18 protein-coding genes are annotated in these 24,846 nt (G+C 55.9%); 7 read left to right on the top strand and 11 right to left on the bottom strand.

The window, feature by feature from the left end; translation table 11 throughout:
• Window positions 1-6 precede the first annotated feature (6 nt).
• The 6 genes from G0Q06_RS04050 to G0Q06_RS04025 all read right to left on the bottom strand — a co-directional run bounded on the left by G0Q06_RS04050 (window position 7) and on the right by G0Q06_RS04025 (window position 11,932).
• Window positions 7-1,269, bottom strand: coding sequence for a porin (locus tag G0Q06_RS04050; RefSeq protein WP_238710250.1), 1,263 nt, complete (start codon window positions 1,267-1,269; stop codon window positions 7-9).
• Window positions 1,270-1,475: 206 nt separating this feature from the next.
• Window positions 1,476-4,649: a glycoside hydrolase family 2 TIM barrel-domain containing protein gene (locus G0Q06_RS04045; RefSeq protein WP_163962697.1), complete on the bottom strand. Its 3,174-nt coding sequence runs from the start codon at window positions 4,647-4,649 to the stop codon at window positions 1,476-1,478.
• A gap of 30 nt (window positions 4,650-4,679) precedes the next feature.
• On the bottom strand, window positions 4,680-6,068 hold the full coding sequence (locus G0Q06_RS04040) for a sulfatase family protein (RefSeq protein ID WP_163962695.1): 1,389 nt from the start codon (window positions 6,066-6,068) through the stop codon (window positions 4,680-4,682).
• A 179-nt stretch (window positions 6,069-6,247) separates the two neighbouring features.
• Entirely contained in the window at window positions 6,248-7,042 is a 795-nt protein-coding gene (locus G0Q06_RS04035; RefSeq protein ID WP_238710247.1) for a type 2 periplasmic-binding domain-containing protein, read from the bottom strand.
• 108 nt (window positions 7,043-7,150) lie between these two features.
• Complete coding sequence (locus tag G0Q06_RS04030) at window positions 7,151-9,793, bottom strand: GEVED domain-containing protein (protein ID WP_163962693.1); 2,643 nt, start codon at window positions 9,791-9,793, stop codon at window positions 7,151-7,153.
• 261 nt (window positions 9,794-10,054) lie between these two features.
• The gene (locus G0Q06_RS04025; protein WP_163962691.1) at window positions 10,055-11,932 is read right to left on the bottom strand and encodes a hypothetical protein; all 1,878 of its coding nucleotides are present in this window, start codon (window positions 11,930-11,932) and stop codon (window positions 10,055-10,057) included.
• A 200-nt stretch (window positions 11,933-12,132) separates the two neighbouring features.
• Here G0Q06_RS04025 and G0Q06_RS04020 point away from each other — a divergent pair, with 200 nt between their 5' ends.
• Genes G0Q06_RS04020 through G0Q06_RS04010 form a run of 3 tightly spaced genes read left to right on the top strand, consistent with a single transcriptional unit; the run spans window position 12,133 to window position 16,814 of the window.
• Complete coding sequence (locus G0Q06_RS04020) at window positions 12,133-14,424, top strand: polyamine aminopropyltransferase (protein ID WP_163962689.1); 2,292 nt, start codon at window positions 12,133-12,135, stop codon at window positions 14,422-14,424.
• Between the two features lie 52 nt (window positions 14,425-14,476).
• On the top strand, window positions 14,477-15,076 hold the full coding sequence (locus tag G0Q06_RS04015; RefSeq protein ID WP_163962687.1) for a type VI secretion system tube protein Hcp: 600 nt from the start codon (window positions 14,477-14,479) through the stop codon (window positions 15,074-15,076).
• 22 nt (window positions 15,077-15,098) lie between these two features.
• A complete protein-coding gene (locus G0Q06_RS04010) occupies window positions 15,099-16,814 on the top strand; it encodes a type VI secretion system tube protein Hcp (protein ID WP_163962686.1) in 1,716 nt (571 codons plus the stop codon).
• Between the two features lie 23 nt (window positions 16,815-16,837).
• Here G0Q06_RS04010 and G0Q06_RS04005 read toward each other — a convergent pair whose 3' ends face one another.
• Complete coding sequence (locus G0Q06_RS04005) at window positions 16,838-17,593, bottom strand: glucose 1-dehydrogenase (RefSeq protein WP_163962684.1); 756 nt, start codon at window positions 17,591-17,593, stop codon at window positions 16,838-16,840.
• Window positions 17,594-17,944: 351 nt separating this feature from the next.
• On the opposite strand from G0Q06_RS04005, the gene G0Q06_RS04000 reads away from it, so the two are divergent.
• Both G0Q06_RS04000 and G0Q06_RS03995 read left to right on the top strand, forming a co-directional pair.
• A complete protein-coding gene (locus G0Q06_RS04000; RefSeq protein ID WP_163962682.1) occupies window positions 17,945-18,592 on the top strand; it encodes a metalloprotease in 648 nt (215 codons plus the stop codon).
• Window positions 18,593-18,771: 179 nt separating this feature from the next.
• Entirely contained in the window at window positions 18,772-19,839 is a 1,068-nt protein-coding gene (locus G0Q06_RS03995; RefSeq protein WP_163962680.1) for a dipeptidase, read from the top strand.
• Here G0Q06_RS03995 and G0Q06_RS03990 read toward each other — a convergent pair.
• From G0Q06_RS03990 to G0Q06_RS03980, 3 genes are all read right to left on the bottom strand, one after another.
• Window positions 19,793-20,908 carry an alanine/ornithine racemase family PLP-dependent enzyme gene (locus tag G0Q06_RS03990; RefSeq protein WP_163963325.1) on the bottom strand — a complete coding sequence of 372 codons (1,116 nt, stop codon included), beginning with the start codon at window positions 20,906-20,908 and terminating at the stop codon, window positions 19,793-19,795. The genes G0Q06_RS03995 and G0Q06_RS03990 overlap by 47 nt on opposite strands.
• On the bottom strand, window positions 20,905-22,065 hold the full coding sequence (locus tag G0Q06_RS03985; protein WP_163962678.1) for an N-acetyltransferase DgcN family protein: 1,161 nt from the start codon (window positions 22,063-22,065) through the stop codon (window positions 20,905-20,907). The genes G0Q06_RS03990 and G0Q06_RS03985 overlap by 4 nt, the downstream gene beginning before the upstream one ends.
• Window positions 22,066-22,230: 165 nt before the next feature.
• Complete coding sequence (locus tag G0Q06_RS03980; RefSeq protein WP_163963323.1) at window positions 22,231-22,530, bottom strand: DUF2071 domain-containing protein; 300 nt, start codon at window positions 22,528-22,530, stop codon at window positions 22,231-22,233.
• A 168-nt stretch (window positions 22,531-22,698) separates the two neighbouring features.
• Here G0Q06_RS03980 and G0Q06_RS03975 point away from each other — a divergent pair, with 168 nt between their 5' ends.
• Complete coding sequence (locus tag G0Q06_RS03975; RefSeq protein ID WP_163962676.1) at window positions 22,699-23,409, top strand: hypothetical protein; 711 nt, start codon at window positions 22,699-22,701, stop codon at window positions 23,407-23,409.
• Window positions 23,410-23,448: 39 nt separating this feature from the next.
• Here the strand turns inward: G0Q06_RS03975 and G0Q06_RS03970 are convergent, their stop codons facing one another.
• A complete protein-coding gene (locus G0Q06_RS03970) occupies window positions 23,449-23,781 on the bottom strand; it encodes a TonB family protein (RefSeq protein ID WP_163962675.1) in 333 nt (110 codons plus the stop codon).
• A 441-nt stretch (window positions 23,782-24,222) separates the two neighbouring features.
• Here G0Q06_RS03970 and G0Q06_RS03965 point away from each other — a divergent pair, with 441 nt between their 5' ends.
• Complete coding sequence (locus tag G0Q06_RS03965; protein WP_163962674.1) at window positions 24,223-24,822, top strand: ankyrin repeat domain-containing protein; 600 nt, start codon at window positions 24,223-24,225, stop codon at window positions 24,820-24,822.
• The last annotated feature ends 24 nt before the right edge of the window (window positions 24,823-24,846 follow it).

The raw sequence follows: 24,846 nt of genomic DNA, 5'->3' as shown, positions 1-24,846 counted from the left end.
TCAAGTCTAGAACTGGTACCCCACTCCGAGGTTGTAGGCGATGTCGCCTTTCGAATTGTACTGGTCCGATTCGGAAATGTCCTGGATGTCCGCCTTGAAGACGACATACTCCACCGGCCAGTAGTTGATCCCGATTTCGTAGATCTCGTTCTCCTTCAGGCTGCCACTGAAATACTCGTAGTCACTGATCCGGAAATACACCCCAAGGTCGCCATAAAAGTCATCCACGGTCCACCGGTAGGAGGGCTCAATGTAATACCCGTGCTGCTCCTCCGCCTCGGAACTGGTCGTCCCGTTCAGATCCCAGCGGGCATAGAGCGCGCGCAAGCGGAACCCGCCCTTGCGGTAGTCAACATGCGCGGTGCTCAGGAGGCCTTCAATCTCCTCGACATAGCTCTGGGCAAGATCGTCCTGATAGAAGAGCGAGGCCCCCAGTTCCAGTCCAGGAACACCCGTGTACTTGACTCGAGCAACGTAGCCCGCGCTCTCGTTGATTGCCTCGGATACCTTTTGCCGGCCGCTGCGAATCACCCCGCTTGGATCCACATCCAGACCGGAGGTAATGCCGGCCTCGATCGAAAGGCCGTTCTCAAAACGCCAGTTCCCCTTCACGCCGGCTTCCCACCAGGTCGTGGGAATCAACCGCGCCTCAATGTTGTTGCGCTCAACCCCGTAAAAGGTGTTTGGCTCGTGGATCTCATTCAAAAGACCGACGGGCATCAAGAACAGCCCCGCATCCAGGCTGAAGGTGTCCGTGAAGTCCATCCGCACAAAGGCCTGCTCCAGCTCCACTTCGCCGTTCTTCCCCTCGCCCGCCACCGAGTGCTCCACTTCCAGCTCGGTGTACAGCGTGATCCAATCATTGAATTCGTGATTCACGAACAGCACGAAGCGATGGAAATCAATCTCGTTGGAGGCATCCTCGAAAAAGTTCGCATGCAGCTCACCATAGCCACCAATCGAGGTCCGCTCCCACCAGCCTCCGCCACTTCCGCCACTGCTCTCCTCCGACAGCTCCTCAATCGCCAGCGCTGTCGCCTCCACTTGCGCACGCGTCTCGCGCGTCTCCGCACGCACCACTTGCGTCTCCCCACGGCTCTCCTCAACCAGTCCACGCAGTCGCTCAATCTCCGCCTGCTGCTCCTGGATGATCCGCCACATCTCCTCCGCACTCGGCGTCTCGCCCAGTACCGGCAGATAGAATCCCGCCGACAGCACCAGCCCGGCAAGGATGCGTTTGACCTGAATCCCACTCAGTCTCATTTTCATATTGGGACTGAGTCTCAATACCAGAAAGCGGGTGTCAACGCGAAAAAACGGGGGAAGGCGTCAAAATTTCGGGATTTATCAGGGAGGTGGCAGGAATGAGGACGGAGAAACGCTTTGGGAGCGGGCATCCATATGGGAGGGCCCGGCAGGACCCGAGTCGCACAGAAATGGAGATCACCTCCACTCCAGACCGTCAAAGCCACACACTACTTACCGACAGGCTCCACGTAGTAGGAATATTGATACACACGATCCTTCAGCTGGTATGGCGGGTGGCAGATGTGTCCCCAACTGGTATCGCCCCCCACGCCCAGCTGGGCATGATCGACGTTCAGGTAAGTGAACTCCGGTGAAGGCAGTTGCCAGCTGTAGTCCTTGCCATGGACATCGGCTTTGTCGAACGGCCAAGCGTTGGCGCTCAGGGGCTTTGTTCCGGTTACACGAAGGCCCATTCCGTCATTGTTGGTAAGTTCCAGCCAACGGACACCGGTCTTGTTGCCGTTTTCCTGTGGCACGCCGTAATCCACCCAATTATCCATGACGGTGGTTCCATAGATACCAATCCTTTCAAAGGCACGGTCGCTGTATGTCGGATCCGGACCACGACCATACCATTTTATCCGGTCGAACTCCTTCGGCAAAACCCAATCCGTCCCGACACGTGGAATCAGGGGCAGGTCCGTCTTCGCACGGTAGTCGTAGTCGACTTTCAATTTTCCGCCCGGAAGGACCGTGTAGGACAAGGTCACCACTGCCTGTTTCCCAAGGATATCGCCCGAGAAAACCAAACTCACAGAACCGTCTTCCTTCCTTTTAATTTCCGGGTCGGACGGTTTCCATTGGTCAGAGGCTTTCGCCCATCTGGTGCTTTCGGAGAGAATGTGTCCTTTCCATCCGGCACCGCGACCGTGGAGCGACAATGCGGCACCCCGGTCATTGTCTGTCGGGGCGCGCCAGAAATCTGGAAGCGGACCGCGTTCAATCAGCTCCTTCCCATCAACAACCCAGCTGCTCAAGCCCCTGGCCTCCTTGTCAAAGGTGATGCTCCAGTCATTTCCAGACACAACGACCTGCGAACCCTCTGTCGTCAGTGATGGTGACTCCGCCGCGATTGCCTGAATGGAAGCCGTCCATTGACCGGCGAATTCAAGCTGGCTGTAGGCCACCTCGTGGCCCGCATCGGACCAGTTGGTCGATTCACGTGACTTGAAGGACAAGTTAAGGAAGCTTTCCTTGCCGTTGCCAGTCGCATGGACCTCTTCCGGCAAAGTCAGGACTCCACTTGCCCGGGCTTGAATGGAGGGCAATTCTAGGGTTCCGTTGTTGACCACGAATCCGTCCTCAGTGATTGACCAATGAAGGACGAGCTTGTCAGCGAGATTCGAAAAGTCATACCGGTTTGTGATAAGCAAAGCTATCCCCGGATCTTGCCATTCAACTTTAACGGGCTGCTGCACGAACTTGAGCGCCCTCAAACCGGGGTGCGGCGTTCCATCAGCGCCGACCATGCCGTTCATGCAGAAGCTCCGGTCATTGTATATCCCGAGTGGATCTTCAATGTAGCCACCATAGGCAAAGAAATCCTTGCGGCCCCATGGGTCGCTGTTCCCGTCTGGAACGGGCTGTCGCAAGCCTTGGTCCATCCAGTCCCAAATAAAGGCGCCGCCCAGGCGGGGATGGTCCCAGAACTTGTCCCAGTAAGCATCAAGGCTTCCGTTGCTGTTCCCCATTGCGTGACTGTATTCAATGATAATCATCGGCCGTTCGGGCCCCCACAATTCCAGGAATGCATCAATGTCCTTCGCCTCAATATACATACGCGAGAGGATATCCGTGCCGTGCCCCTTGCCTGTCGGATTGGTCGAATCCTCGTAGCTTACCGGGCGGGACGGATCACGCTCTTTCATCCAAGTACGGCAGGCATTTGTATTGGGACCGTCACCCGCCTCATTGCCGGTTGACCAAATGATGACCGAGGGATGATTGATGTCGCGCTCAACCATGCGACGAACCCGGTCGACATGCGCTTCCATGAAGTCCGGGTTGTCATTGAGGGCGTTCCCCTGCCCTTTTCCAAATCCGTGGGACTCAATGTTCCCCTCGTCCATCACGTAAATCCCGTAGCGGTCGCACAGGTGGTACCATTCCGGTACATTCGGGTAATGGGCTGTCCGCACGGCATTGATATTGTTCCGCTTGAACAGCAGGATGTCGCGCACCATGTCCTCACGGGTGACATAATGCCCGGTGTCGGGGCTGTGCTCATGGCGGTTCACGCCTTTCAACTTGATACCCACGCCGTTGACTAGAAAACGACTGTCCTTGATCTCCACCCGGCGGAAACCGACCGGCTGGGTAACAACTTCAGCAACGGTGCCGGCATCATTCATGACCGTGATCAACAGTGAATAAAGATCCGGGCTCTCAGCGCTCCATGGCTGGACTGATGCCAACTCGTGAACCATCTCGAGTGCTCCCTTGGAAGGCTCGAGTGTCTTTTCGAAAAGTGAAACACCTCCCGGATCGATCAACTCGATTAGGACCGTTGCCGAACCACCAATTTTGGCGGACAGGGAGAATGTTCCGCTGCCATCTGCTGATTCATAATCCGCATTGACCTGGAAATTCTCGACCCGGGCAGCTCCGGCCTTCCAGAGATAGACATCCCGGTAAATCCCGCTCAGACGCCAGAAGTCCTGATCCTCGAGATAAGATCCATCGGACCAGCGGTACACCTCGACGGCGATTGTGTTTACTCCCGGTATCAGGAATTTCGATACATTGAATTCAGCCGGGGTCCGGCTGCCTTGGCTGTAGCCAACAGGCTTCCCGTTGACCCAAAGATAGAAGGCAGATTCCACACCTTCAAAGTGCAGGAAAATGCTGTCGCCGGCTCCATCTGCATGCTTCCATGAATCCGGTAATTCAAATTCCCGCCGATAGGAACCCACTGGATTCCAATCACGGGGCGCGCGGAACTTCTCTATTTCAAAGGGGTATTTGGTATTCAGGTAAACGGGTGTGCCGTGCCCCTGCATCTGCCAGTTGCCGGGTACATCAATCCGGTCCCAATCAGCGTCCTTGAAGTCCGTCCGGTAAAACTCCTTTGGTCGGTCCGCCGGTTTGTAGCACCAGTTAAAAGCCCACCGACCGGACAAGGTCATGTAACGCTCTGATTCCTTTGGATTGTCAATGTGCTGGAGGGCGCTGGCCTTGTCGGCAAAGGGAATGAAGCTGGCCCGGGGTGGCTCGGCATTCACCTGGATGACGGCCGGATTGTCCCATTCAGGACGGGCTTCGCCTGAGGCGAAAACTGTGTTAGTCGAAATAATTCCGCTCAAAATCAACCCTTTCAGTAAATGACCCAATAAAGTTCTCACGCTGTAATTCCAAATTGGTTCAAAGATACATTAATTCTTCTCCCACCAGACATCGCCCAGCGTTGGGAAAGCAAGCGGCTTGAGTTGGGACTCCCATTCATCCCATGCAGCCTGCATGGAGTCCGCCTTGTTCGCGTATTTCCCGCGTAAGTCCCTTTTCTCGGAGATATCCTTCTCAAGATCGTAGAGCTTGGGTTCGTTCGTGCGGGGTTTTTCCCGGACAAGTTTTAGGTCACCCTGCCGAATGGCAAAACCTCCGCTCCTGAAGTCCCGCCATGTGAGTTGTGCATGCGGCGCACCGTCTTTTTCTCCCCTGAGATAAGGGATGAGGTTGACGCCGTCCAACGGTCGTTCTTCCGAAAGAGGGGCATTGGACAAGGCGGCAATCGTGGGAAGGATATCCAGCGAGATGACGGGCTCATCGTAATCGATACCTTCGGGAATCTGCCCCTTCCATTGCATGGCAAAGGGAACGCGCACGCCCCCTTCCCACATGGTTCCCTTATTGCCACGAAGGGGAAGATTACGCGAAGCATTGTTGGTCGCTCCCCCATTGTCGGAAAGAAAGAGGATAATGGTCTCCTCGGTCAGGCCTTTCTCTTCAATCGCCGACAGCAGGGCCCCAACTCCATCGTCCACTGAGCTCACCATGGCGGCGTAAGTCCGGCGCTTCTTGTCCTTTATATGCGTAAAGCGGCTCAGGTACTTCTCAGTCGCCTGAAGCGGGGTGTGCGGGGCGTTGTAGGCCAGGTACAGGAAGAAAGGCGAATCGGAGCAGGCTTGGCGCTCGACGAACGCCACCGCCCGGTCGCTCAATTCATCTGTCAGGTATTGCTCGATGTCCACGCGCTCCCGGTTGTGGATGAGCTTGGTCCGGTACCAGTCCCATTTCTTTTTAACTTCGGAAAGGTCGTTCAAGGTATAATTCTCAGGGAAGTAGTTGTGCCCGCCCGATAGAAACCCGAAAAACTCATCGAAGCCGCGGTTGAGCGGGTGGTTCTGCGGGTGTGATCCCATGTGCCACTTGCCGATAATCATGCTGCGGTAGCCGACCGGGGAAAGCACTTCGGCGATGTTCTTCTCCTCGAGGGGAATGCCGGCGTGGGGAACCGCCGGATCAATGGTCGGGTTGGTCGTAAATCCAAAGCGACCCTGATAACGCCCGGTCAAGAGCCCCGCCCGGCTTGGGCCACAAACCGGATAACTGACATACCCGTTCGTGAAACGAATCCCGTTGGAGGCGATGGAATCAATATTCGGCGTCGGAATATCCTCACACCCATTAAAACCGACATCCTGATAGCCTTGGTCGTCAGTCAGGATAACCACCAGGTTCGGGGCTTTCGCAATCAGTGGGTTGAAGCTCATTAAGCCGACACAGAGAAGGCCGATGCCGCGGATGTAAGGAGTCATGTTCATGGGTGCCTTTGTTATTGGGAGGGGGTTGAAATAGATATAAAATCAAACTGTTCCTTGGAGCTATATGCACTTTGAGGCAGTTTGTCTCCAATATAAATTGCATAGAAATACCAACTGACGCACAAGAAATACAGGATCGACAAACAAGGCCGCGCGCGCTGGTTCCATATGGAAAGCGCTTAATCCAACAGGGCCGAGCGAAAATCCATCATCTCTTCAGGCAGGACGGGGTTCTGCAGGGTAAAGGTGCGTCGGTTTTTCAAATTCAGCCGCTCGACAATATCCCCATGATATTTCGCGAACAGGTCATCGAATTCTCCCGAGTCAATGAGGGCCTGTAGCCCGCTTTCGACTCGTTCGGCCAGCTGGCGTTTGTCGGGATGAACATAGAAGACCAGCGGGAAGGAATAATATATCATCAGGGACGGCTCAATCTGCAGGCCGCCAAGGGGTTGAGCATGCTCGTTGAAGGCTGATTCAATTTCATTGGCCCCCAAGGCCGTGTAGTCAAATTCACGACCCTTCAGGCGATGGAACAACTCCTCAAAGCTCCCCTTCTCGACAACGGAGAATTGGTTGCTGCGAAACAGGTCTGCATCGGCCCATGTTTCCGGTATGCCAATGGAAAGTTCCTGCAGCTCGCGCATCTCCTTGATCCCTTTGAAACGATCCGCGTCCTCACTGCGCACGATGAGCAAACGGTAACCCAGCAGGCCCTTTGCCAGGGGACGGGATATGACAATCTTCTCGCGGTTTCTGAATTTCACGTTGCCAGCAACAGTCACCAGGATGTCCGCGCCGTTGCGGAAAATGTTCCCCTCGTCCTCGGCCAAGGGGTAATCCGTGTTGTCGATCCGGAGCTCATACGATCCGTTTACTTCCGACGCGCAAAGGCAGGCCTCAAGAAGCTCCAGCTCATAGCCCTGTCTCGACTCTGATTTGTTGCCGTTCCAAAAATCAATAATCTCCATCATCCGGAAATCAGTCTTCCCTACCAACCACACTCTGGCAAGAAAACCAGCCAGGACCGTTTCCAGTCCTGGCTGATGCCATTAAGAAAAAGAAGGGGGACCAGGTGGGATTTATGGCTCGGCAACCACGTAATAGAAGCTGAGTGGCATCCATCCGGGAGCGGTATGGGTCCACGGCGGCCCAGCGGCCGGCCCCATGTAGTTCCACAAGTAGAAGGAGCCAAGGTGGTTTGCTGAATAGATGGCGTAGGACGTGGCACCGGTCACTGGTGTCCAGTTCAAAACAACATCATTGCTCGCCGTGGTTGTAATGACGGTATCAGCCAACTCGCAGACCTCGACCCGGTAATCCTCCACTTCCCCGTCCGAGGCAAAGCCGTCAAAGGACAAGCCCGGAGCAGAACTGAAGCGGAACCGGAAGTATGTATTTCCGAATACCGCCGAGGCGGGAAGGGTCAGGGTCAGGTTGTTGGGACCAGCGACCAGCGGGGTATCGATGAAAACGTGCTCTCCCGGATCGGCCCATGAGGTGTTCTGATTGTAATCCATCCACGCATTCAGGAAACCTACAGCTGAGGCCCAAACCTGAATCTGGGAAGTTTTTCCTTTTACCAAGTGCATGAGGAAGGTGACCCCATCTTCATCCGGAAGCGCAGCGAGATCGTCCCCGTCTGCCGGAATGGTTGGCTGCCCATCGGGTTCAGGATCGACCACATTCCCCAGATAGACGCCCCCAAGAAAATGGTGGGCACCATTGTGGATCGACAAGGTTGGATAGCCCGGCACTTGCGGGAAGTCCGGAGCGTCGCCCCAGTCAAATCCCTGGGCGGCGGACTCTTCAATCAAGACCAGGTAATCCTCCACCTCACCGTCCGGTGCCGGTCCGCTCGGTGTCAACCCAGCTTGCGTGCTGAGGCGGAACCGCATGTAGGTGTTGCCCGGCAAGGCCACTGCCGGAACCAGGAAGCTCAGGCTGTTTGGACCCCCGACAACTGGCGCATCAACAATCACGTGTTCGAAGGCATCGAGCCAGGATGAATTCTGGTCGAAGTCCACCCATGCGTTGAGAAGGCCCGACCCAGAGGCGAACACGTTCACAGTGGCTGTAATGCCCTGCATCAGGGAGATCGGTAAAGCGACCCCATCCTCGTCGTCGGGGAAACCGCTTATGTCATCTCCGTCAGCTGGAATGGTTGGTTGGCCATCCGGTTCCGGATCGACGCCACCACCAAGCCAAAGTTGTGAAGAGAGTAAATGCCGCGCACCGTTGCTACTGGCCCAAGTCGGATAGGCCGGCCCTGCCGCAGCGTCCGGGGCATCTCCCCAGTCATAAACATCGTCATTACTGTCCAGGATATCAATCCGGTAGTCCTCCACTTCACCATCCACTGCCAAGCCGAACCATTGAAGTCCCGGTTGCGAGCTGACGCGGAAACGCATGTAGGTCGGACCAAAGCCGGTCGGCGGTGCAGGAGGAACAACGATCGCACCGACAAAAGTCCCCGTGGATACGGGAATATCGGGCGTCAGTACTTGTTCAGAGGGATCCCACATTCCATCGCGGTTCCAGTCAGCCCAGATGTTCAGGAAGCCCGTCCCATTCACTTGGACATTGAGGCCAACAGCGGAGCCGGGAACAAATGAACCGGTGAAAGTCACGCCATCTTCATCATCCGGACCACCGGCTGGATTATTGTCATCCCCGTCAGCCAGCGCGGTTGGTTGGCCATCCAACTCAGTATCGCGCACTTGTCCAAGGTAGACGCCTTGGGCAATGTGGCGGGCGCCGTCACTGGCGAGCAGGGTCTGGTAGCTCTGGTCCGGGGCATCCCCGAAATCAATACCATGCGATTCATGCAGTTCCCAGGTCCAGTTGAATTCCTCCACCCCGGATTCATTGATATATCTGACAAGTTCCGCGGCGACAAGGATGTTGCCCGCCTCCATGGCCAACGGAGGATCGGCAACAATATCGCCGGGCTCAGTATCAATTTCGATTTCGTAGAAAACGTCGAAGAAGCTCTCGGCGGGAAAATCCTTGGGTCCCATCGGAATCAACTGGCCGGTGGGGTCCATTTCCTTCCCCTCACTCCAGGGAACCGGTGATTGCGGGTTTTCCGGATCGAGTAATCCACCGGGCGCCAGCTCGGGAAACATGTCCTGCGCCGTCCCGAAGAGTCCCTCGACTTCCTCCGGGCTCAAACCGGTAAGGCGAAGGGCAACGATCTCTCCCGGTATCTGGGAATCGTTGCGCAGGCGCAAATGGGGCGTTGTGGGCCCGAATTCATCCTCAGCCTCAAATCCAGGCAAGAGGGTCATTCCAACCGGCTCGCCATCCTTGGTCCACCACCCCTTCAAATCAATCATCAGGTTATGGCACTCGAGGTCGAAAAACAGGCCGAGGTGTAGGTCCTGGCAAAATTCGTAATCAGCCCCTGTCCAGTCTGCCTGGAATATATAGGCGAATTGGTCTGGATCCGAGAGGTCCGGAACCATGGAATAACTGAAATTGGGAAAATTCCCGTCGATATGATCCACCAGCGTTGGCGGATAAGACCAGTTCTCTCCCGGAATCCCGGAATAGATGACTCCCTCAATATGATAATCATTGGCGACAACACCCTCGATATCCATGTGGATATCCCAGTTGCTGCCCGCGATGATGGCTTCCGCTCTTGGAACCATCACGACAATAGTAAACAAGCACGCGGCGGCCATCAGCGGCACCAGCGAGCGCTTTGTACGCGGTTTCATTTAAACTTCCCTCCAGCGGCCAACTTGAGGCCGCATTATACGTTTCAAGTTGACCCAAATGGATTTAAAAAACCCTCGAGATATACAGTATCCAAGCCGCCCCACTGCCCGTGAACGATCATGTCCACGACCCGCCGAGGCGGAAAAAGCATCGTTGTCCGGGGCACTGCCCCAATTCGTGCTGCGTTGTTCATGGCTTTACCCTAAGCCGATGGATCAGCCAATCAGCACTGCGTAGAAACGGCAAGGTTTTTCGGAAATCTACGGGCCTGTTTCCAGCTCAACACGAATCCTGCCAAAGCGGCTCGTCCCTGCGGAGAGCCCAGTCGGGTCTTGCACAAGGACGCGCTCAAATTCGGAGCTGATGGGAGTTGTGGTGATCAAGGAACCAGCACCCCAGGAATCCATTGCGGGGCTGAACTCGGAAGCCTCAATGAGGTCGGAGGAATTGGTGCGGCGAACAAATTCGAGGATCAGATGACTTTCCGATCCATCTGTCGTTAATTCCATGCGGGGCAGCCCCGAAGCTCCGTTAATCTCAAGAGCTGCTGCATCGGGAACAGTCGGGTTCAAATTAAAGGCGTACTCAAGCAGATTGACGATCCCGTCCTTTTCCGGATCCCCCGTAGCGAGGGCGTTGGAGCCCGTGAGAGAGGGAAAGCCGGCAATCCAGGTTGCGTAGGTGATGGGATCGGGGATTAGTGCGGCGGTTGGCGAAACAGCCATCGCGAGCTGGTTGTTTGTGAGGACGCCGCTCTGCCCTACGGTGAGAAAGATACTGCCCGCCTGATAGCCAAGGTCGCGGGAGATATCGATGATCCCTGAGCTCTCGTTGGCGAAATCCGCGTCGAGGATATCAAAGACCTGTGAGGCATCAGGAGTGAAGTCGCCGAGCGTGTAGGAGGCCTTCAGGGAATCAACGTCAATCTGCCAGATGTCCCCTTCCCCATCGTCCTCGTTGACATAGATCTTTCCGTTTGCCGACCAGACGAGATTATCCATTCCGGCAAAACCATTGCCGACCGAAACGTCTTGGGAATTCGACGCGAAAAGGACCAATACCGGAGAGTCGCGATTCACCCCAAGGTCACCGGCAACAAAGTCCACGCCCGACAAGTCAACGGTGAAAACTGCCTCTGCCTGTGAGGCTACGGCGACTTCAACCCCATATCCGGATGAGCCCGGAGAGAGGTTGGTGTGGACATCTTCAAGCTTGGAAAACAGGGCTGCGTTGGTTCCGTCAAGGACCCATGTCCCGTTGACGGAAGTACCGTTTCCTCCTGAAAAAATCCCGCTGAGGGTGCCGTTGGTACTGCTGCCTTCCGGATCCCAGTTGTAGACTTTCCCTCCAACCAATCCATTCCGTTCGAGGAAGCTGCCAGACGGATTCTTTAATCCGACATATAGCTGAAGCGGCGCGGTGCCGGTGCTGCTGCTTCCCACATCTGCCCCGAGAATCAAGGCAACCGTATCGGTTCTTCCTGTATCCACAATGGTCGCATTTTCCCAGCGGCTGGTGCCAAGATCCGGTGCTTCATAAAGCGTGCGCGTGGTCACATCCATGACCCAGAAATGTCCCCCGGTACTTTCCTCTCCCAGAAGGTAAAGGGTATCCGCAAAGCCACGGGCAAAGCCAAAGGTGTCCGCTGGCCAGACATTCGCCGAACAAGGATTATTGAGTGCTCCGGTACCCGCGCCGACACTGGTCCAGCCAAGGCTGACCGCCTTGACGATCTGGCCAGGGGCAGCGACCTGGTCGTTGTTCGTGTTGTTCGGGATACCCGCAACAATCCAGTTCTGCAGATTTGTGAGGTCGATATCCACCCGGCTGAAAGTGGATCCCGCGCCCGCCTCGTGGTTGATGAAAACGCGCAGCGTCGAGCTGTCCAACAGGTAGGCCCCCACTCCGTCCCAGTCATCGTGTGACAGCGTCCAAATGAAGCCTTCCTGGGCAAGGCTGCCGAGGGTGTCATCCCCGGTCAGGATTTCGAAAGTCTTCCACCCGGTGCTGGTTCCGGTCGGCACGGTAATGAAGACGTCATTGCCGCCGTCAAGGGCCAGCACGGGCGAGGCAAGCGCTGCCAGACAGGCAATGGAAATGATACGTAGAAAGGAGGAATGTGTGATGGGGTATTGCATGGGGGCTCACGCCAAATCTGCCGGAATCACCCGTTCGGGCAATCAAAAACAGCGGTCCCAAGAATCGCCATTCCTATTCAACCAGATCGTCGCACGGATTCCGCGCGTCACCAGCAAACCCTGCCTGAAGCTTGATTTACACCATGGCCGCCCCCGACATTCGCTTTGACAGGGGGCGTTAATTGCCGTTCGACAATCTCATGCGGTTTGCCTGTTCCATTTTCCTTTCAGCCTTCCTGCTTTTCCAGATCCAGCTGATTCTCGGCAAATTCCTCCTGCCGTGGTTTGGCGGGGCGCCCGCTGTCTGGACAACCTGCATCCTGTTTTTTCAATCTTTCCTTCTGGCAGGCTATGCCTACGCCTTCTTCATCGACCGGAAGTTGAGCCTGCCCGCCCAAGTCAAGCTGCACAGCCTGCTCCTCATACTGGCCATGGCCAGCCTCGGCCTGGCCTGGCTCAGATGGGGATCACCGGTCCTTCCCGGTGATGGATGGAAACCCGTATCGGGATCGGGTAATCCCATCCCGCAGCTACTCATGATCCTCATGGCGGCGATCGCCCTCAGCTACACCCTCCTAGCCGCAAACAGCCCCCTCATCCAGCGCTGGTACGGGATCGGTGCCGGGACCAACCGCCCTTACCGGCTCTACGCCCTTTCCAACGCCGGGTCGCTGCTGGCCCTCCTCTCCTATCCAATCTTTATCGAACCCTACCTGCCGCTTTCCCTGCAGGCGAAAATCTGGGCGGGCCTGTATTTTATCTTTATCGTGGCGACCATCGCCAGCGCCCTCGCGGCGCGCAAGGCCGGCCTTTCAGGGGAATCCATCAAGGTGACGGAAACCATTGCACCCGAGGCACCCACGGAGAGTGAAGGTCAGGGCCACTGGTCGTTCTGGCTGATCCTTTCGGCCTGCCCGGCGGCGATGATGCTGGCAATCACCAACGACCTCTCCCAGGAGGTCGCGGTAACGCCGTTCATCTGGGTCCTCCCACTGGCGATTTACCTCCTGAGTTTCATCATCTGCTTCGACCATCCACGCTGGTACTCGCGCCGTGCCTTTGTCCTCCTGACCTACCTTGCCTCGATGGTGGTCCTGATCACCAATTTGAAAGGATTTGATCTCGGAATGATCGGGCATGTACTCTCCTACGGATTCTTCCTCTTTGTCTTCTCGATGCTCTGCCATGGTGAGCTCTTCCGGATTCGGCCAAGGGTTGAGAAACTCACCTCTTTCTACCTCATGGTTGCCCTTGGTGGGGTCATTGGGGGGATCACGGTTGGTATCCTTGCCCCGACCCTCTTCACCGGCTACTGGGAATTCCATCTGACTGTCTTCACCAGCTGGATCCTCCTCACCTACCTGTTCTGGAAGGACAAGAAATCCTTCCTGAACACCGGCGACCGCTGGCATGCCATTGCCCTGCTCCTGCTCACTGCCTACATCATCACCCACTACACGCTTGCCCTGACCGGAGGCTATTCCCTTCCCGGGATCCAGGCCCACCGCGAGCTGGCCAACCTCGGGATTGCCCTTGCGATCGCCCTTGCCCTCTACCTTCCATTCCGGAAAGCCGCCTTCATCTCATGGCCCCTCTGGCCAAGGATTCTCATCGCCATGCTGATCTTTGTCTTCGAGTGCTTCACGGTCTTTAATGTCCGCAGCACCGGCGTGGCCGCCCAGGAGGTGGACCGGAATTTCTTCGGCGTCGTGAAGATCAATGAAGGAAAGATCTTCGATCCGTATCCCCTCACGATCCGCAACCTCGTCCACGGAAAGATCCTGCACGGGTTCCAGTACCTTCGGGGAGATCTGGAAATGGTCCCGAATTCCTATTACGTCAGGGATAGCGGGGTCGGCTTGGGAATCCTACAGCATCCTCGCCGGAAAATGGGCCAGCCCATCCGGATCGGGGTCACCGGCCTTGGCGCAGGAGCCATTGCCGCCTACACCGAACCGGGTGACCTGATCCGCTTCTACGAGATCAATCCCCTCGTGATCGATCATGCCTATGGGCCGGAGGCGGATTTCACATACCTTCAAAAGTGCATGGGCACGGTCGAACTGAGCCTCGGCGATGCCCGCCTCTCCCTTGAAAAGGAGCTTCAGGAAGGTCGGCCGGGGAAATTCGACATTCTTGTACTCGATGCCTTCTCCAGCGATTCCATACCGGTTCACCTGCTTACCCGCGAGGCTTTCCAGATGTACCTTATGCACCTCCGGGATGAGGATTCCGTCATCGCGGTGAATATTTCAAATCGCATCCTCGATATCAGCGTGCCGGTTGTCTCTATTGCCCGGGAACTGGGCATGGAGGCCGTCCGCATCAAGTGCAGCGGCCAGCCCCCAGTACCGATCCCTTCGGACTGGATCCTCATGGGCAGGGCCATTCTCGGAAAGGAGCCAATCCGTTCGGCCGCTGCCGATATTCGCCCGTACGAAGAAGTCATCTGGACTGACGATTTCAGTAACCTTTGGAAATTCCTACGCTAGGCTTGACGAGGGCATTAGCTCAATTCATAGCTTTTATAAGAAAGGTTTTTCCATGAAACTCAGCCGCACACAAAAAATCCTCGCCGGTATTGCCTGCCTTGCCCTGTATTCCATCCCCCTTGCAACCATCAACGGGGCCTTCGACATCTTCATGAAGACGGATGGCTCCGGCATTCCTGACGGGGAATCCGATGGGGGCTCCTTCCCGGAATACAAGGGCTGGATCGAGATCGATTCCTTCAGTGTGGGAGGCAGTGCACCTTTTGCCATCGGCTCCATCGGCGGCGGAGGGGGAGACGGCAAGGTCTCGCTTACTTCAATGAACGTGACAATGCCCGTCGGGCAGACCAGTCCGGGATTTTTCAACAACCTGACGACTGGCAAATTTGTGGCTGAAATCAAGCTCTTCATGAGGACCCCGAATTCATCGACTGAATTTATGCGGATTTACATGAAAAACGTCTTTGTGGAGTCCATGTCCTGGTCGGGAGTCGCGGGGGGGGATGATAAACCCTTTCAGAGTATGAGTCTGGCCTATCAAGCCGTCAAGGTGGAGTATGTGACCTTTGATATCAAAACGAACGCTGAAATTGACACTTTCTCGGCTGAATGGGATTTAGCGTCAAACACGGCTACCTATCCCACCAAATAAGCCAGGACCTCCCATGCGAGGAATGAATCAACTGACTGCTTTTGCCTGCAGGCGCGTTGAAGCGTGTTTCTTGCTCCTTGCATTGATTGGAACCTGGCAAACTGGACACGCCCAAGCCGACATCTATGCCCGGTTCACGGGAGGTGTGAATCCCCCACCCGGTGAGAGCACTGCTGCCGGGCGAAATGGTTGGACGGACATACAGAGTTTCTTCGCTGGTGCTTTCAACGTCGTCAGTTTCGGAAGCGGCGGAACAGCGAGCACCTCCAATCCTGACCTGTACTCGGTCAGTTTTACTAAACCTGTCGATTCGCTGTCACCTTCACTATTCAAGGCCCTCACACAGGGATCCGCATTCGATAAGTTGGAGATTGATTACGATGTCCTCTACGGTGGCGGCGTTATCACCCAGACCCGGCTTATCTATAACAATGTTTTTGTTGAGAGCCTGAGCTGGTCGGGAAGCAAAAACGGCGGTGCCCCGGATGAGTCTGTATCCTGTGCCTTCAAGTCGGCCTCTTTCCAGACCCGCCTTCAGAGCTCGAACGGAACATGGAATACCGAGAGCGGGTACCTGGCCTTTTACGATCTGCAAACCAACACGGGTAATTACGGATTGGAATCCTTCCCTTCAGATGGTTCCATTGCCCCCAGCATCAACAGCGTTCCTGCCCAGACGGTTGTCCGCAATTCCACGGGCCTCTCCTTCAGCTTCAGTTTCTCGGATGCGGATACCGATGTGAACAGCCTCACGGCGGATGCGGTCTCGCTTTCGGAAAGCCTGATCCCGGATGCTTCCATTGTCGTGACCGGTTCAGGAGGATCGCGGACCGTCCAGTTCACCACAGCCGATGCCACGGGCACGGCCGCCATTCAGTTGTCGGTCTCCGATGGCGTACAGACGACCATTCGCAACGTCACGATCTACGTGGTTGATCCCAATGCCCCGCCCACAATTGAGGGGCCCACCTCCCTCGCGGCGGCCAACGGATTCGCCGAACCCTTGAACGGGCTTGGTATCTCTGATCCGGACACGGAGAGCGGTTTTCAATTGATCCTTGGCGTCACCCACGGGCAGTTGTCCCTGTCCACGGACATACCCGGTGGCGTGCAGGTCGCCCAGGTCTCGGGTAATGGATCAACCTCCCTGACTATCAATGCCAGCAAGACGGAGATCAACACGACCCTGAGCGATCCCTACGGACTCCTTTACACAGCCGGAACCAATACGGACACAGATTTGACCATCGATCTGTCCGACAACGATCCGTCCCTTCCGGAAACGGACAACAAGGTCATCCCGATCACGGTCTTTACCGATCCCTTCAATTCCTGGCAGACCCGTTACTTTACCGAAGCGGAAATAATAGGTGGCCTCGCCACCGGGGAACTGGACGACTACGACCTGGACGGCACCCTCAACCTGGTTGAGTTTGCCACGGGTCTCGACCCAACCAATCCCGCTGAGTTAAGGGCGGTTAATTATTACCTGACTGAATCCGGGGGAGACACCTTTCTCAACCTGACCTACAACCGGCGCATCCAACCCGGCGGACTGTCCTACACGCTCGAAATCTACAACACCGTCACGGAAACGTGGGTGGACGGCAGCGCAGCCACTTCCCCCATTGGCATTCCCGCGGCCGTCAATGCGGAGATTGAGACGGTTTCTTTTGAAGTGACCAGTCCCCTCGCCGGTCCCGCCACCCTCGCGCGCCTTAAGGTGATCAAGCTTTAGGGATTCAGGGGATATCGTCGGATTCAAGTTGCCAGGAAGCCGCCATCAACTGGCAGGCTGTGTCCGGTCGTGTAGCTGGAGGCATCGCTGGCCAGCCAAAGGACTGCTTCCGCAACTTCCTTGGAGACGCCAAAGCGGCCGATGGGATGACGGGCGATCATGCCCGTGCGGGTCTCCTCGTCGCCACCAAACAGGCGCTCAGCCATGGCCGTTTCAATCACCGCCGGGGCCACCGCGTTGATACGGATGCCCTGCTGGGCGGTCTCGAGGGCGGCCACCTTGGTCAGACCCTCAACCGCGTGCTTGCTGGCGATGTAAATTGACAAGCCGGGTGCACCGATGTGTCCGGCGATGCTCGACATGTTGATGATCGATCCGCCCCCGTTCTTCAGCATCACCGGTATCTCATGCTTCATTGAGGCAAGGACGCCCCAGACGTTGACACCGAAGACCTTGTCGAAGCTTTCCTTGTCGATTTCAGGCACCATTCCCGCCACCTCGACGCCCGCGTTGTTCACCGCAATGTCCAGTTTGCCGAACTGCGACACGGTCTCCGAGACGGCCTTCTCGATATCCGCCTCGAGCGACATGTCGCCCTGGATGAAAACGCACTTGCCACCGGCTTCCTCAACCAGCCGGACCGTTTCCTTGCCCTCGGCCTCGCGGCGCCCGGTGATCACCACCGTCGCGCCGTTCTTCGTCAGCAGCTCGGCCGTCGCCCGGCCAATGCCGGATGTCCCGCCCGTTACCAAGGCGACTTTTCCTGTAAGTGTGCTCATTCCTGAATTCCTCTTTTTTGGTTATTAAACGCTCCCTCGGTATCGTTCCGAGGTCGTTGATCACAGTACGGCCTCCCTCTTGGGATACAAGATTCTAATGTATGCTATAAGAATACCCAGGCGTCGGGCTCCGCGTTGCGGAACCCTCAACCTGGGCTACATCTTCCGACCCTTCGGTATTTTCCAAAGCCGCGCCACAAGATGCCCAAACTTGTCATCAAAGCCCAAAGGGCTGACATACCTAGCCCAAGTTGACAGACCCGCAACGCGGGGACGGATGCCTGGGTGGGTTTGCCAGCAATTAACCGTTGCAGAGGGAGCCGGAGGTCTTTGCCTAACCCGAAGAAAACTATGATAACATTTAATTTTGCAGGCATACCCGTTCGAATTGCACCGTGGTTCTGGATCACGATGGTCTTTCTGGGAGGCGGAGTGCACATGGCCGACCGACAGGACATCATTAACGTAGCCCTGTTTGTCTTAGCCGGGTTCCTCTCGATCTTTGTGCATGAATTGGGACATGCCCTGACCATTCGCAAATTTGGCCTGCCGACGATCATAACGCTGACCGCCTTCGGGGGCACCGCCAGTTTTCCGGCCGGGGTCCTGAGCCGACGGCAATCCTTTCTCGTAACAGCCGCGGGTCCGGGCATCCAACTCCTGCTCGGACTGCTGGCGATTGCGGTAATCCGGAATTTCCCCATTCCGGAAAATTCGCTTTTACTAATCATGCTGTTCGATCTGGTTTGGATCAGCATTGTCTGGTCGATCTTCAATTGCCTCCCAATCTACCCGCTGGACGGTGGTCAGATGCTGGCCGCGGTTGTCGGCCACAAGCGCTCAAGATTGATTCATATCACTGGCATGGTCTGCGCCAGCGCCATCGGCATTCTCCTCTTCTGGAAACTGGGCACATGGGTCATGCCCGCCTTCATGGCCTACTTTGTCTACATCAATTACAAGGCGCTTCAGCAAACGCTCAATCAGAGCAACTTGTAGCGGGAACCAAGAAACAAATACCCGCGGTAAGTTTTAAAAATGACCCATTTGAGGCTGGCTCCAGCGCGGTCCCCTCACCCAGCACGTGCCAGTTTCACGCTCTGCCAAATACAGTCTTGCCAAGCTGAACCGATGGTAAAGTCTCGGCGCCCTGTCAGCCACCCTCCAGATCTTTAGCCATGTTAATCTTTGATGCCCACCTTGATTTGGGCATGAACGCCCTTGAGTGGAACCGTGACTACACGCGACCCTTGCATGAGATCCGTGAGCGGGAGCGAGAGATGACGGACCGGCCCGATCGCGGGAAGGGAACGGTCTGTTTTCCGGAAATGCGCAAAGGCCAGACGGGTATCTGCGTGGCCACGTTAATCGGTCGTTATATTAAGCCGTCCAATCGCCTTCGCGGGTGGCATTCTCCCGAGCAGGCTTGGGCACAGACACAGGGGCAGCTGGCCTGGTACCGTGCCATGGAGGAGAAGGGTGAGTTGTCGCAAATTACGACGGTTGCTCAGTTGGACGCCGCGGTGGAACTGTGGACACAGGACCCTCCGGTCAGCGCTCCCATTTCCTACCTACTGAGCCTTGAAGGCGCTGATTCCATGGTGACCATCGGGCACGTCGAACGCGCTTACGCGCAGGGTCTGCGCGCCATCGGACCCGCAAATTTCGGCCCGGGAATTTACGCACAGGGCACGAACGCAAGAGGCGGTATCGGAGCCAAGGGAGCGGAGCTGCTCAAGGAGATGGATCGCCTGGGGATCATTCTCGACGTTTCCCACCTGTGTGACGAATCCTTCCGCGAGGCCATGGATGTGTTCCAAGGTAAAGTCTGGGCGAGCCATTCCAATTGCCGGAAGCTTGTTCAACACGAGCGCCAATTCACCTCTGAGCAGTTGCAGGAACTGATCACCCGCGGGGCTGTCATCGGGGCGTCACTGGATGCATGGATGCTGGTTCCGGGCTGGATTCTTGGGAAGACCAAGCCGGCGGAGACGGGCGTGAAGCTGGAACATATTGTCGATCACATCGACCATGTCTGCCAGCTCGCGGGGAACTCGCTACACGCGGGCATCGGTTCGGATCTGGACGGCGGATTCGGACTTGAGGAATCACCGATGGATCTGGACTCGATTGCCGATGTGCAGCGGTTGCCTGCAATTCTCAAATCACGCGGCTACAGCGACGAGGACGTGGCAAATGTCATGCACAGGAACTTTGTGCGTTTTCTGCAAGATGCCTTGTCATAGGCGTTCGCATGATGTCCTTGGTGACGTAGGGTGAGGTCATGGCGCGGAGCAACGCGCTGTAATTGAGCTGAAACGGAATTTCAGCACCAACCGCCAGCTGATGGGAATAGTTGCCGGAATCAACGACAAGGTGATCGCTGCTCGCCCCGAGAATCACAATCCCGGATGGCGGAGTGAGGCCGCATGGATCAATGTCCTGCCGCCCAATCGCGAGAATGGATTGCTTGATGCTTCCGGTATCGTTGCTTTGAGGGACCGCCCCAAAGGCCGATTGCGCAATCTCGCCCCATGGCTTGGAAGGTTTTTCCTTCGATTCGATTACTTCTGCAAAAAGTGTAACGGCATCGGTATGCAGGCCTTTGATCGCTTGGCGATGAAGGGGCTCACATCCCAGAAGGAGCGCTTCGCCCAAGCGAAGGTTGTTGATCCGTCCGGTGTCCGCGCAGTTAAGAGCCCAATCGAGATTGGCCGAGTTGCCACCGGATACGGTGTTGATACTTATCCCAAAAGTGGCTTCAAGCGAATCCGCAAGGGATGATAATTCGGCCATGTTCCGGTCGTCGGGTGATACGCCGCATCGGCAGGCGAGATTTGTCCCGATGCCTTCCAACACAAGGCTGGGAAGACGAAGCACTTCCGCTACCGTGGCCTCCAGAAGCTCAGGCATGATGCCTTCGCGCAGGTCTCCCAGTTCGACCATAAGCACGATTCCGTGGATTCGGTTTATGGTATTTGCAGCGGCAGAAAGTTTCCGGATGACTTCGACTTCCGAATTTAAACTGACGTCGGTGAGCGCGACCACTTGATCCACTTGACTCAGCATCGGTGAGCGAACCAACACCATCGGTGCCACGATACTCGCGCGCCTTAGCGTATCTAAATTCTGGATACGGGAATCCCCCAGCCCGCTGACGCCTGCCTGAAGCCAAACGTTCGCGATCTCCGGCAATCCCATGCTGGCCTTGGTGACACCAGTGACCGAAATACCTCGTTTGCTCAGCCGGGCGACAAGTGTCTCTGCGTTGTGATATATCTTGTTGAGATCGATCTGCAATCGTGGCGCGGTTATGCTACGACGGTTGATAGCTTTTCTCCAATCTGCGGAAACGCGGCGAGGACCATTTCCACCAAACGCTCAGTGGGCCGGGTCAATGCATCGGTGACGGGGATACCCAACTCAAGTTCATAGAGGATGATTGCTGAGGAAATTTCCGCGTCCGTCATGTTCTCGTGGTTGAGCGTGAGGCCAATCACCTTGGTTTCCGCGAAGGTCTCAATAAGATTTATCTCGGAGGCTGGAGTCGGCATGGGCATCTGGGGGAAGTCGCACCGGTGCTCCCGTCCCGGGGCATGCTGCAACACAACGCCATCCGGGCAGCTGCCGCGCAGAATGAAGCTGGAGGTGGAATACGCGGGATGGCTGAGGGAGCCCTGCCCTTCGATGAAAATAACATCGGGATCCTCGCCTGCGAACGCTTCGAGAATCGTGGCCTCCAATTCTCCCGCGCAAAACTGTGAGGGCACCGCATCAAGAGCCATCCCGTAACGTGCTCCTTGAATTAAGCCGGTCTGACCCGTTCCGATCATCACGGCCTTGATGCCGAGATCCCTGAGGGCCTTTGTCAAAACGGTGGCGGTGGTCCGCTTACCAATGGCGCAGTCAGTCCCCAGAACAGCAATACGCGGGCAGGTGACCTCCGCGATGCGCCCACTGAAAACGCGTAAATCTTTTTTCTCGCGAGGCCGCCGGACGTCGCGAATCACCACGTTTGATCGTAAACACGCTGCTACAAATTCTGGATCTTCGTTCAGGAACTCATGGAGCCCGTTGACGATGTTCATCCCCAGATCGATGGCTTTCAGTACCAGTCTGCGCTCAGCCGGTGAGAGCATCCCGGTCGCTGGGGCAATTCCGAAGATGAAGTAGTCCGGGACCTTACCGGCGTGCGCCAAGGCATCGGTCAGGTCGCGAAAGATGGGAATCCCGTTGGGCTCGTCGTCGAGAACCGTACCGGCATCCTGACCAGCCTTCTCACTATCGATAATTGAGAGAATCTCGTATTTCTCGGAATGGCGGACCAGGCCGTTGGCCGTCTTTCCGTCAATACCGCCGAAATTGGCCTCACAATAGACGATCGCCGTTAAGGACCGGTTGAGTTCGTTGATAGGTGATGGCGTAGCAAGTGCTTGCCTCGCCTGCGCGGGGAATGGTGGATTTTTAAACATAAATACTCCTCAATTTTGAGCTAGGCTCAGAGGAGGCGACGGAATCGGACCGACCAGAAGTGGCCGACAGTCAGCGAGAGGTCCCCACCAAGATAAACTTACAATCCTCCACCCTACCGAAAAACGATCGCGAGGAAAGGCTTATCTTCAAAGTCCCCCAGATGCTCACGGGAAGCGATGCCGGGCTGCTTGGCCGATGGAAGCCCCCGGAGCGTAGGCAAAGCTTTGCCGGGGCTGACCTCTCCGGGTGGAGTGGAGCTCGATCGGTTTGCCGGGTCGCGTCTGCGCCGACATTTCCGCATACACATAGAGCAACGAAAACACCGTCTGGGCAATCTTGATCGCTATGGCCTGATTGGCATCCAGCGAATAGAACCAGACCCCTGGCCGACCGTACCGGTCATGCACATAGGTCCTTAAGTTGAGCTCGAGGAAGTTGGATAGCCCGGGGGCCGTCCACTCAATCCCCGAAGCGGAAAAATTTCACACCGGGGCAAAAAGTGCGATCAAGCAGCTGCAGGGAGCTGCCCAAGCTAATAGTCCGGGCTCCCGCCCATAAGGGTAGCTGTTTTGCGCTATAAGTTTCCACAATACTCTCGCTTAAATTTCGTTCGCCGTCTGACAGAGTTAGTTATGTTGAAAGCCTTGCAATTGAGTCTGTTTGGAATTTTGGCCTTAGCTGCTTCGAGTGCCGCGCAATTGGCCCCGAGCGAGGGAACGGTCGCGGCCAGCCTTCCGGGTCAGAGCATTGGAGGGACCCAATTCCTGAGTGCCACCCGCTTTGATTGGTTTGGTGAGCCTGGGAATTGGAGCTATACGCGACTATCCCAAAACGTGGGTCTGCTCACGCAAACCTACGATGATGGCGGCAATAACCCGGCGAGCTATCGGGAGGAAACTGAGCTGACCTTTCTGACTGAAATATCGGGGACTTATGCATATCGGGAATACGTTGGTGGTGGGCTCGATTTTTCCACCAGCGGTGAATTCGATTTCCCGTGGCTGACAGGGACAAAGGGTACCGAACGCTGGTGGCCGGTGGGTTGGGTCTATGTCAGTTGGCCCTATATCAGTGCCGGCAGTTGGCCCTATATCGAACCCGGCAGTTGGCCCTACAATATCGGCAGATGGTATCGCCTTGATACCTCAGGGGCCAGTGTCCAGTGGCGGGTCAATGTGGATACCGGACTCCGGCAAACCTTCGCCGCCAACAACGAATGGCACCGTTTCACATGGCCCTATTCCTTTTCGGCTGCTGAGTCGGCTTGGTATTGGTATGACCCCGCAAGCACTCAATGGGTCGTTGATTTGCAAAATGGTATCTGGTCCAGACTGGGCAAATGAGGTGATTGCCGTGGATAGGGAAAATACAGTCCAGATACCTTAAATGAAGTTGATCGGCAACCGGTAGGTGATCCCCTCGACCTCAGGCTTTTCAAAGCGCCATTGGCGGAGGGCCTTCGTCACAACCTTTGCGTAAACGCGATCGTCATAGTCAACAAGATGGATGTTTTCCGGCTGTCCTTCCTCATTGATCTGGAAGGTGACGACGACGTGCCCCTTGATACCCCAGCGCATGTAATTGACCGGTACTTCCGGCTCGATGATTTCAATGGCTTGAGGCGCCTTGAGCTCCATCGTTTGAGGAGCAGCGCTTAGAACACTCCCGCCGAGTGCTAAGACAGACAGGAGAATGGATTGGGTCAGGATTTTCATAATCGTTAGGTGTTTAGGTTAATGAGGCCATAGTGTGCTCTCATACCTTTATACGGAAACGAGCATGAATGGGTTACAGTTTCTTTTTTGAATCGAGACCGGGACAGGGACTCCCACAGTAGGTTTGTATGTCGGGCTCTCCCAGGAGATGTATGTCGAGGACGCAGTGAAGAAGAAGTTGGATTCGGTCATCGAGAAACACCGAGTCACGGAAGCCGTGGTCTCCGTCCATGAAAGCATGCAGGATGACGAGCAGTCGAAGGATAGTTAGCGACTCCCGGGCTTGGGTGAAGAAAACTTATCCCACCCCCCGGATTGGTCACCAAGCGGACCTCCGGATTCATATGGAGGAAGTTTCGCCCTTGTTAACGACAGGTGGAGGCGCTTTACTTATCCCGAATGCAAAGAGCTCACTCATTTAAAGCCATCGCGGGCTGTTTCATGCTTGCATGCGTCGCTTGCGTTTTAATCCCCACCCTCTCCCATGCCCAAGCGCTGGACGAAGCAACGGATCTGAAAGTTGTCTTTTCAGCCGCTCTCGAGGGCCAATGGCAACCGATTGCGGAAGCTTTGGAAAACGGTTTTGATATAAACGTCACCGATGAGGCTAACCGAACTGCCATCATGTATGCCGCTTATAATGGGCACTCAGAAGTGATGGCCAAACTCATCGAGGCAGGAGCCGATATCAACAAGAAGGACCAAATTGGTTCAACCGCTCTCATGTTTGCCTCGAGTGGACCCTTTGTTGAAGCGGTCTCCCTCCTCCTCGACAAGGGGGCAAAGATTGATGAGATCGATGACAATGAACATTTCACCGCCCTGATGTGGGCCGCCGCTGAAGGACAAGCGGAGGTCGTGAAACTTCTCTTGGAACGCAACGCCAACACCTCCTTGAAGGATATTGATGGCGACACTGCTGAGTCATTTGCCGCAAAGGCCAATCATTCAGAGGTCGTCAAGTTGCTTCAGGCAGCCAAGGCACCTGAGTCTGAGCCTGTCGAAAAAGAGCTGAAAGAGAAACCCCAAGGACTGGATTGATCAAGTGTCGGGTGCCGGCCTCTT

It is taken from the genome of Oceanipulchritudo coccoides (assembly GCF_010500615.1).
Classification (GTDB): domain Bacteria; phylum Verrucomicrobiota; class Verrucomicrobiia; order Opitutales; family Oceanipulchritudinaceae; genus Oceanipulchritudo; species Oceanipulchritudo coccoides.
This window is presented reverse-complemented; position numbering and strand designations above follow the sequence as displayed.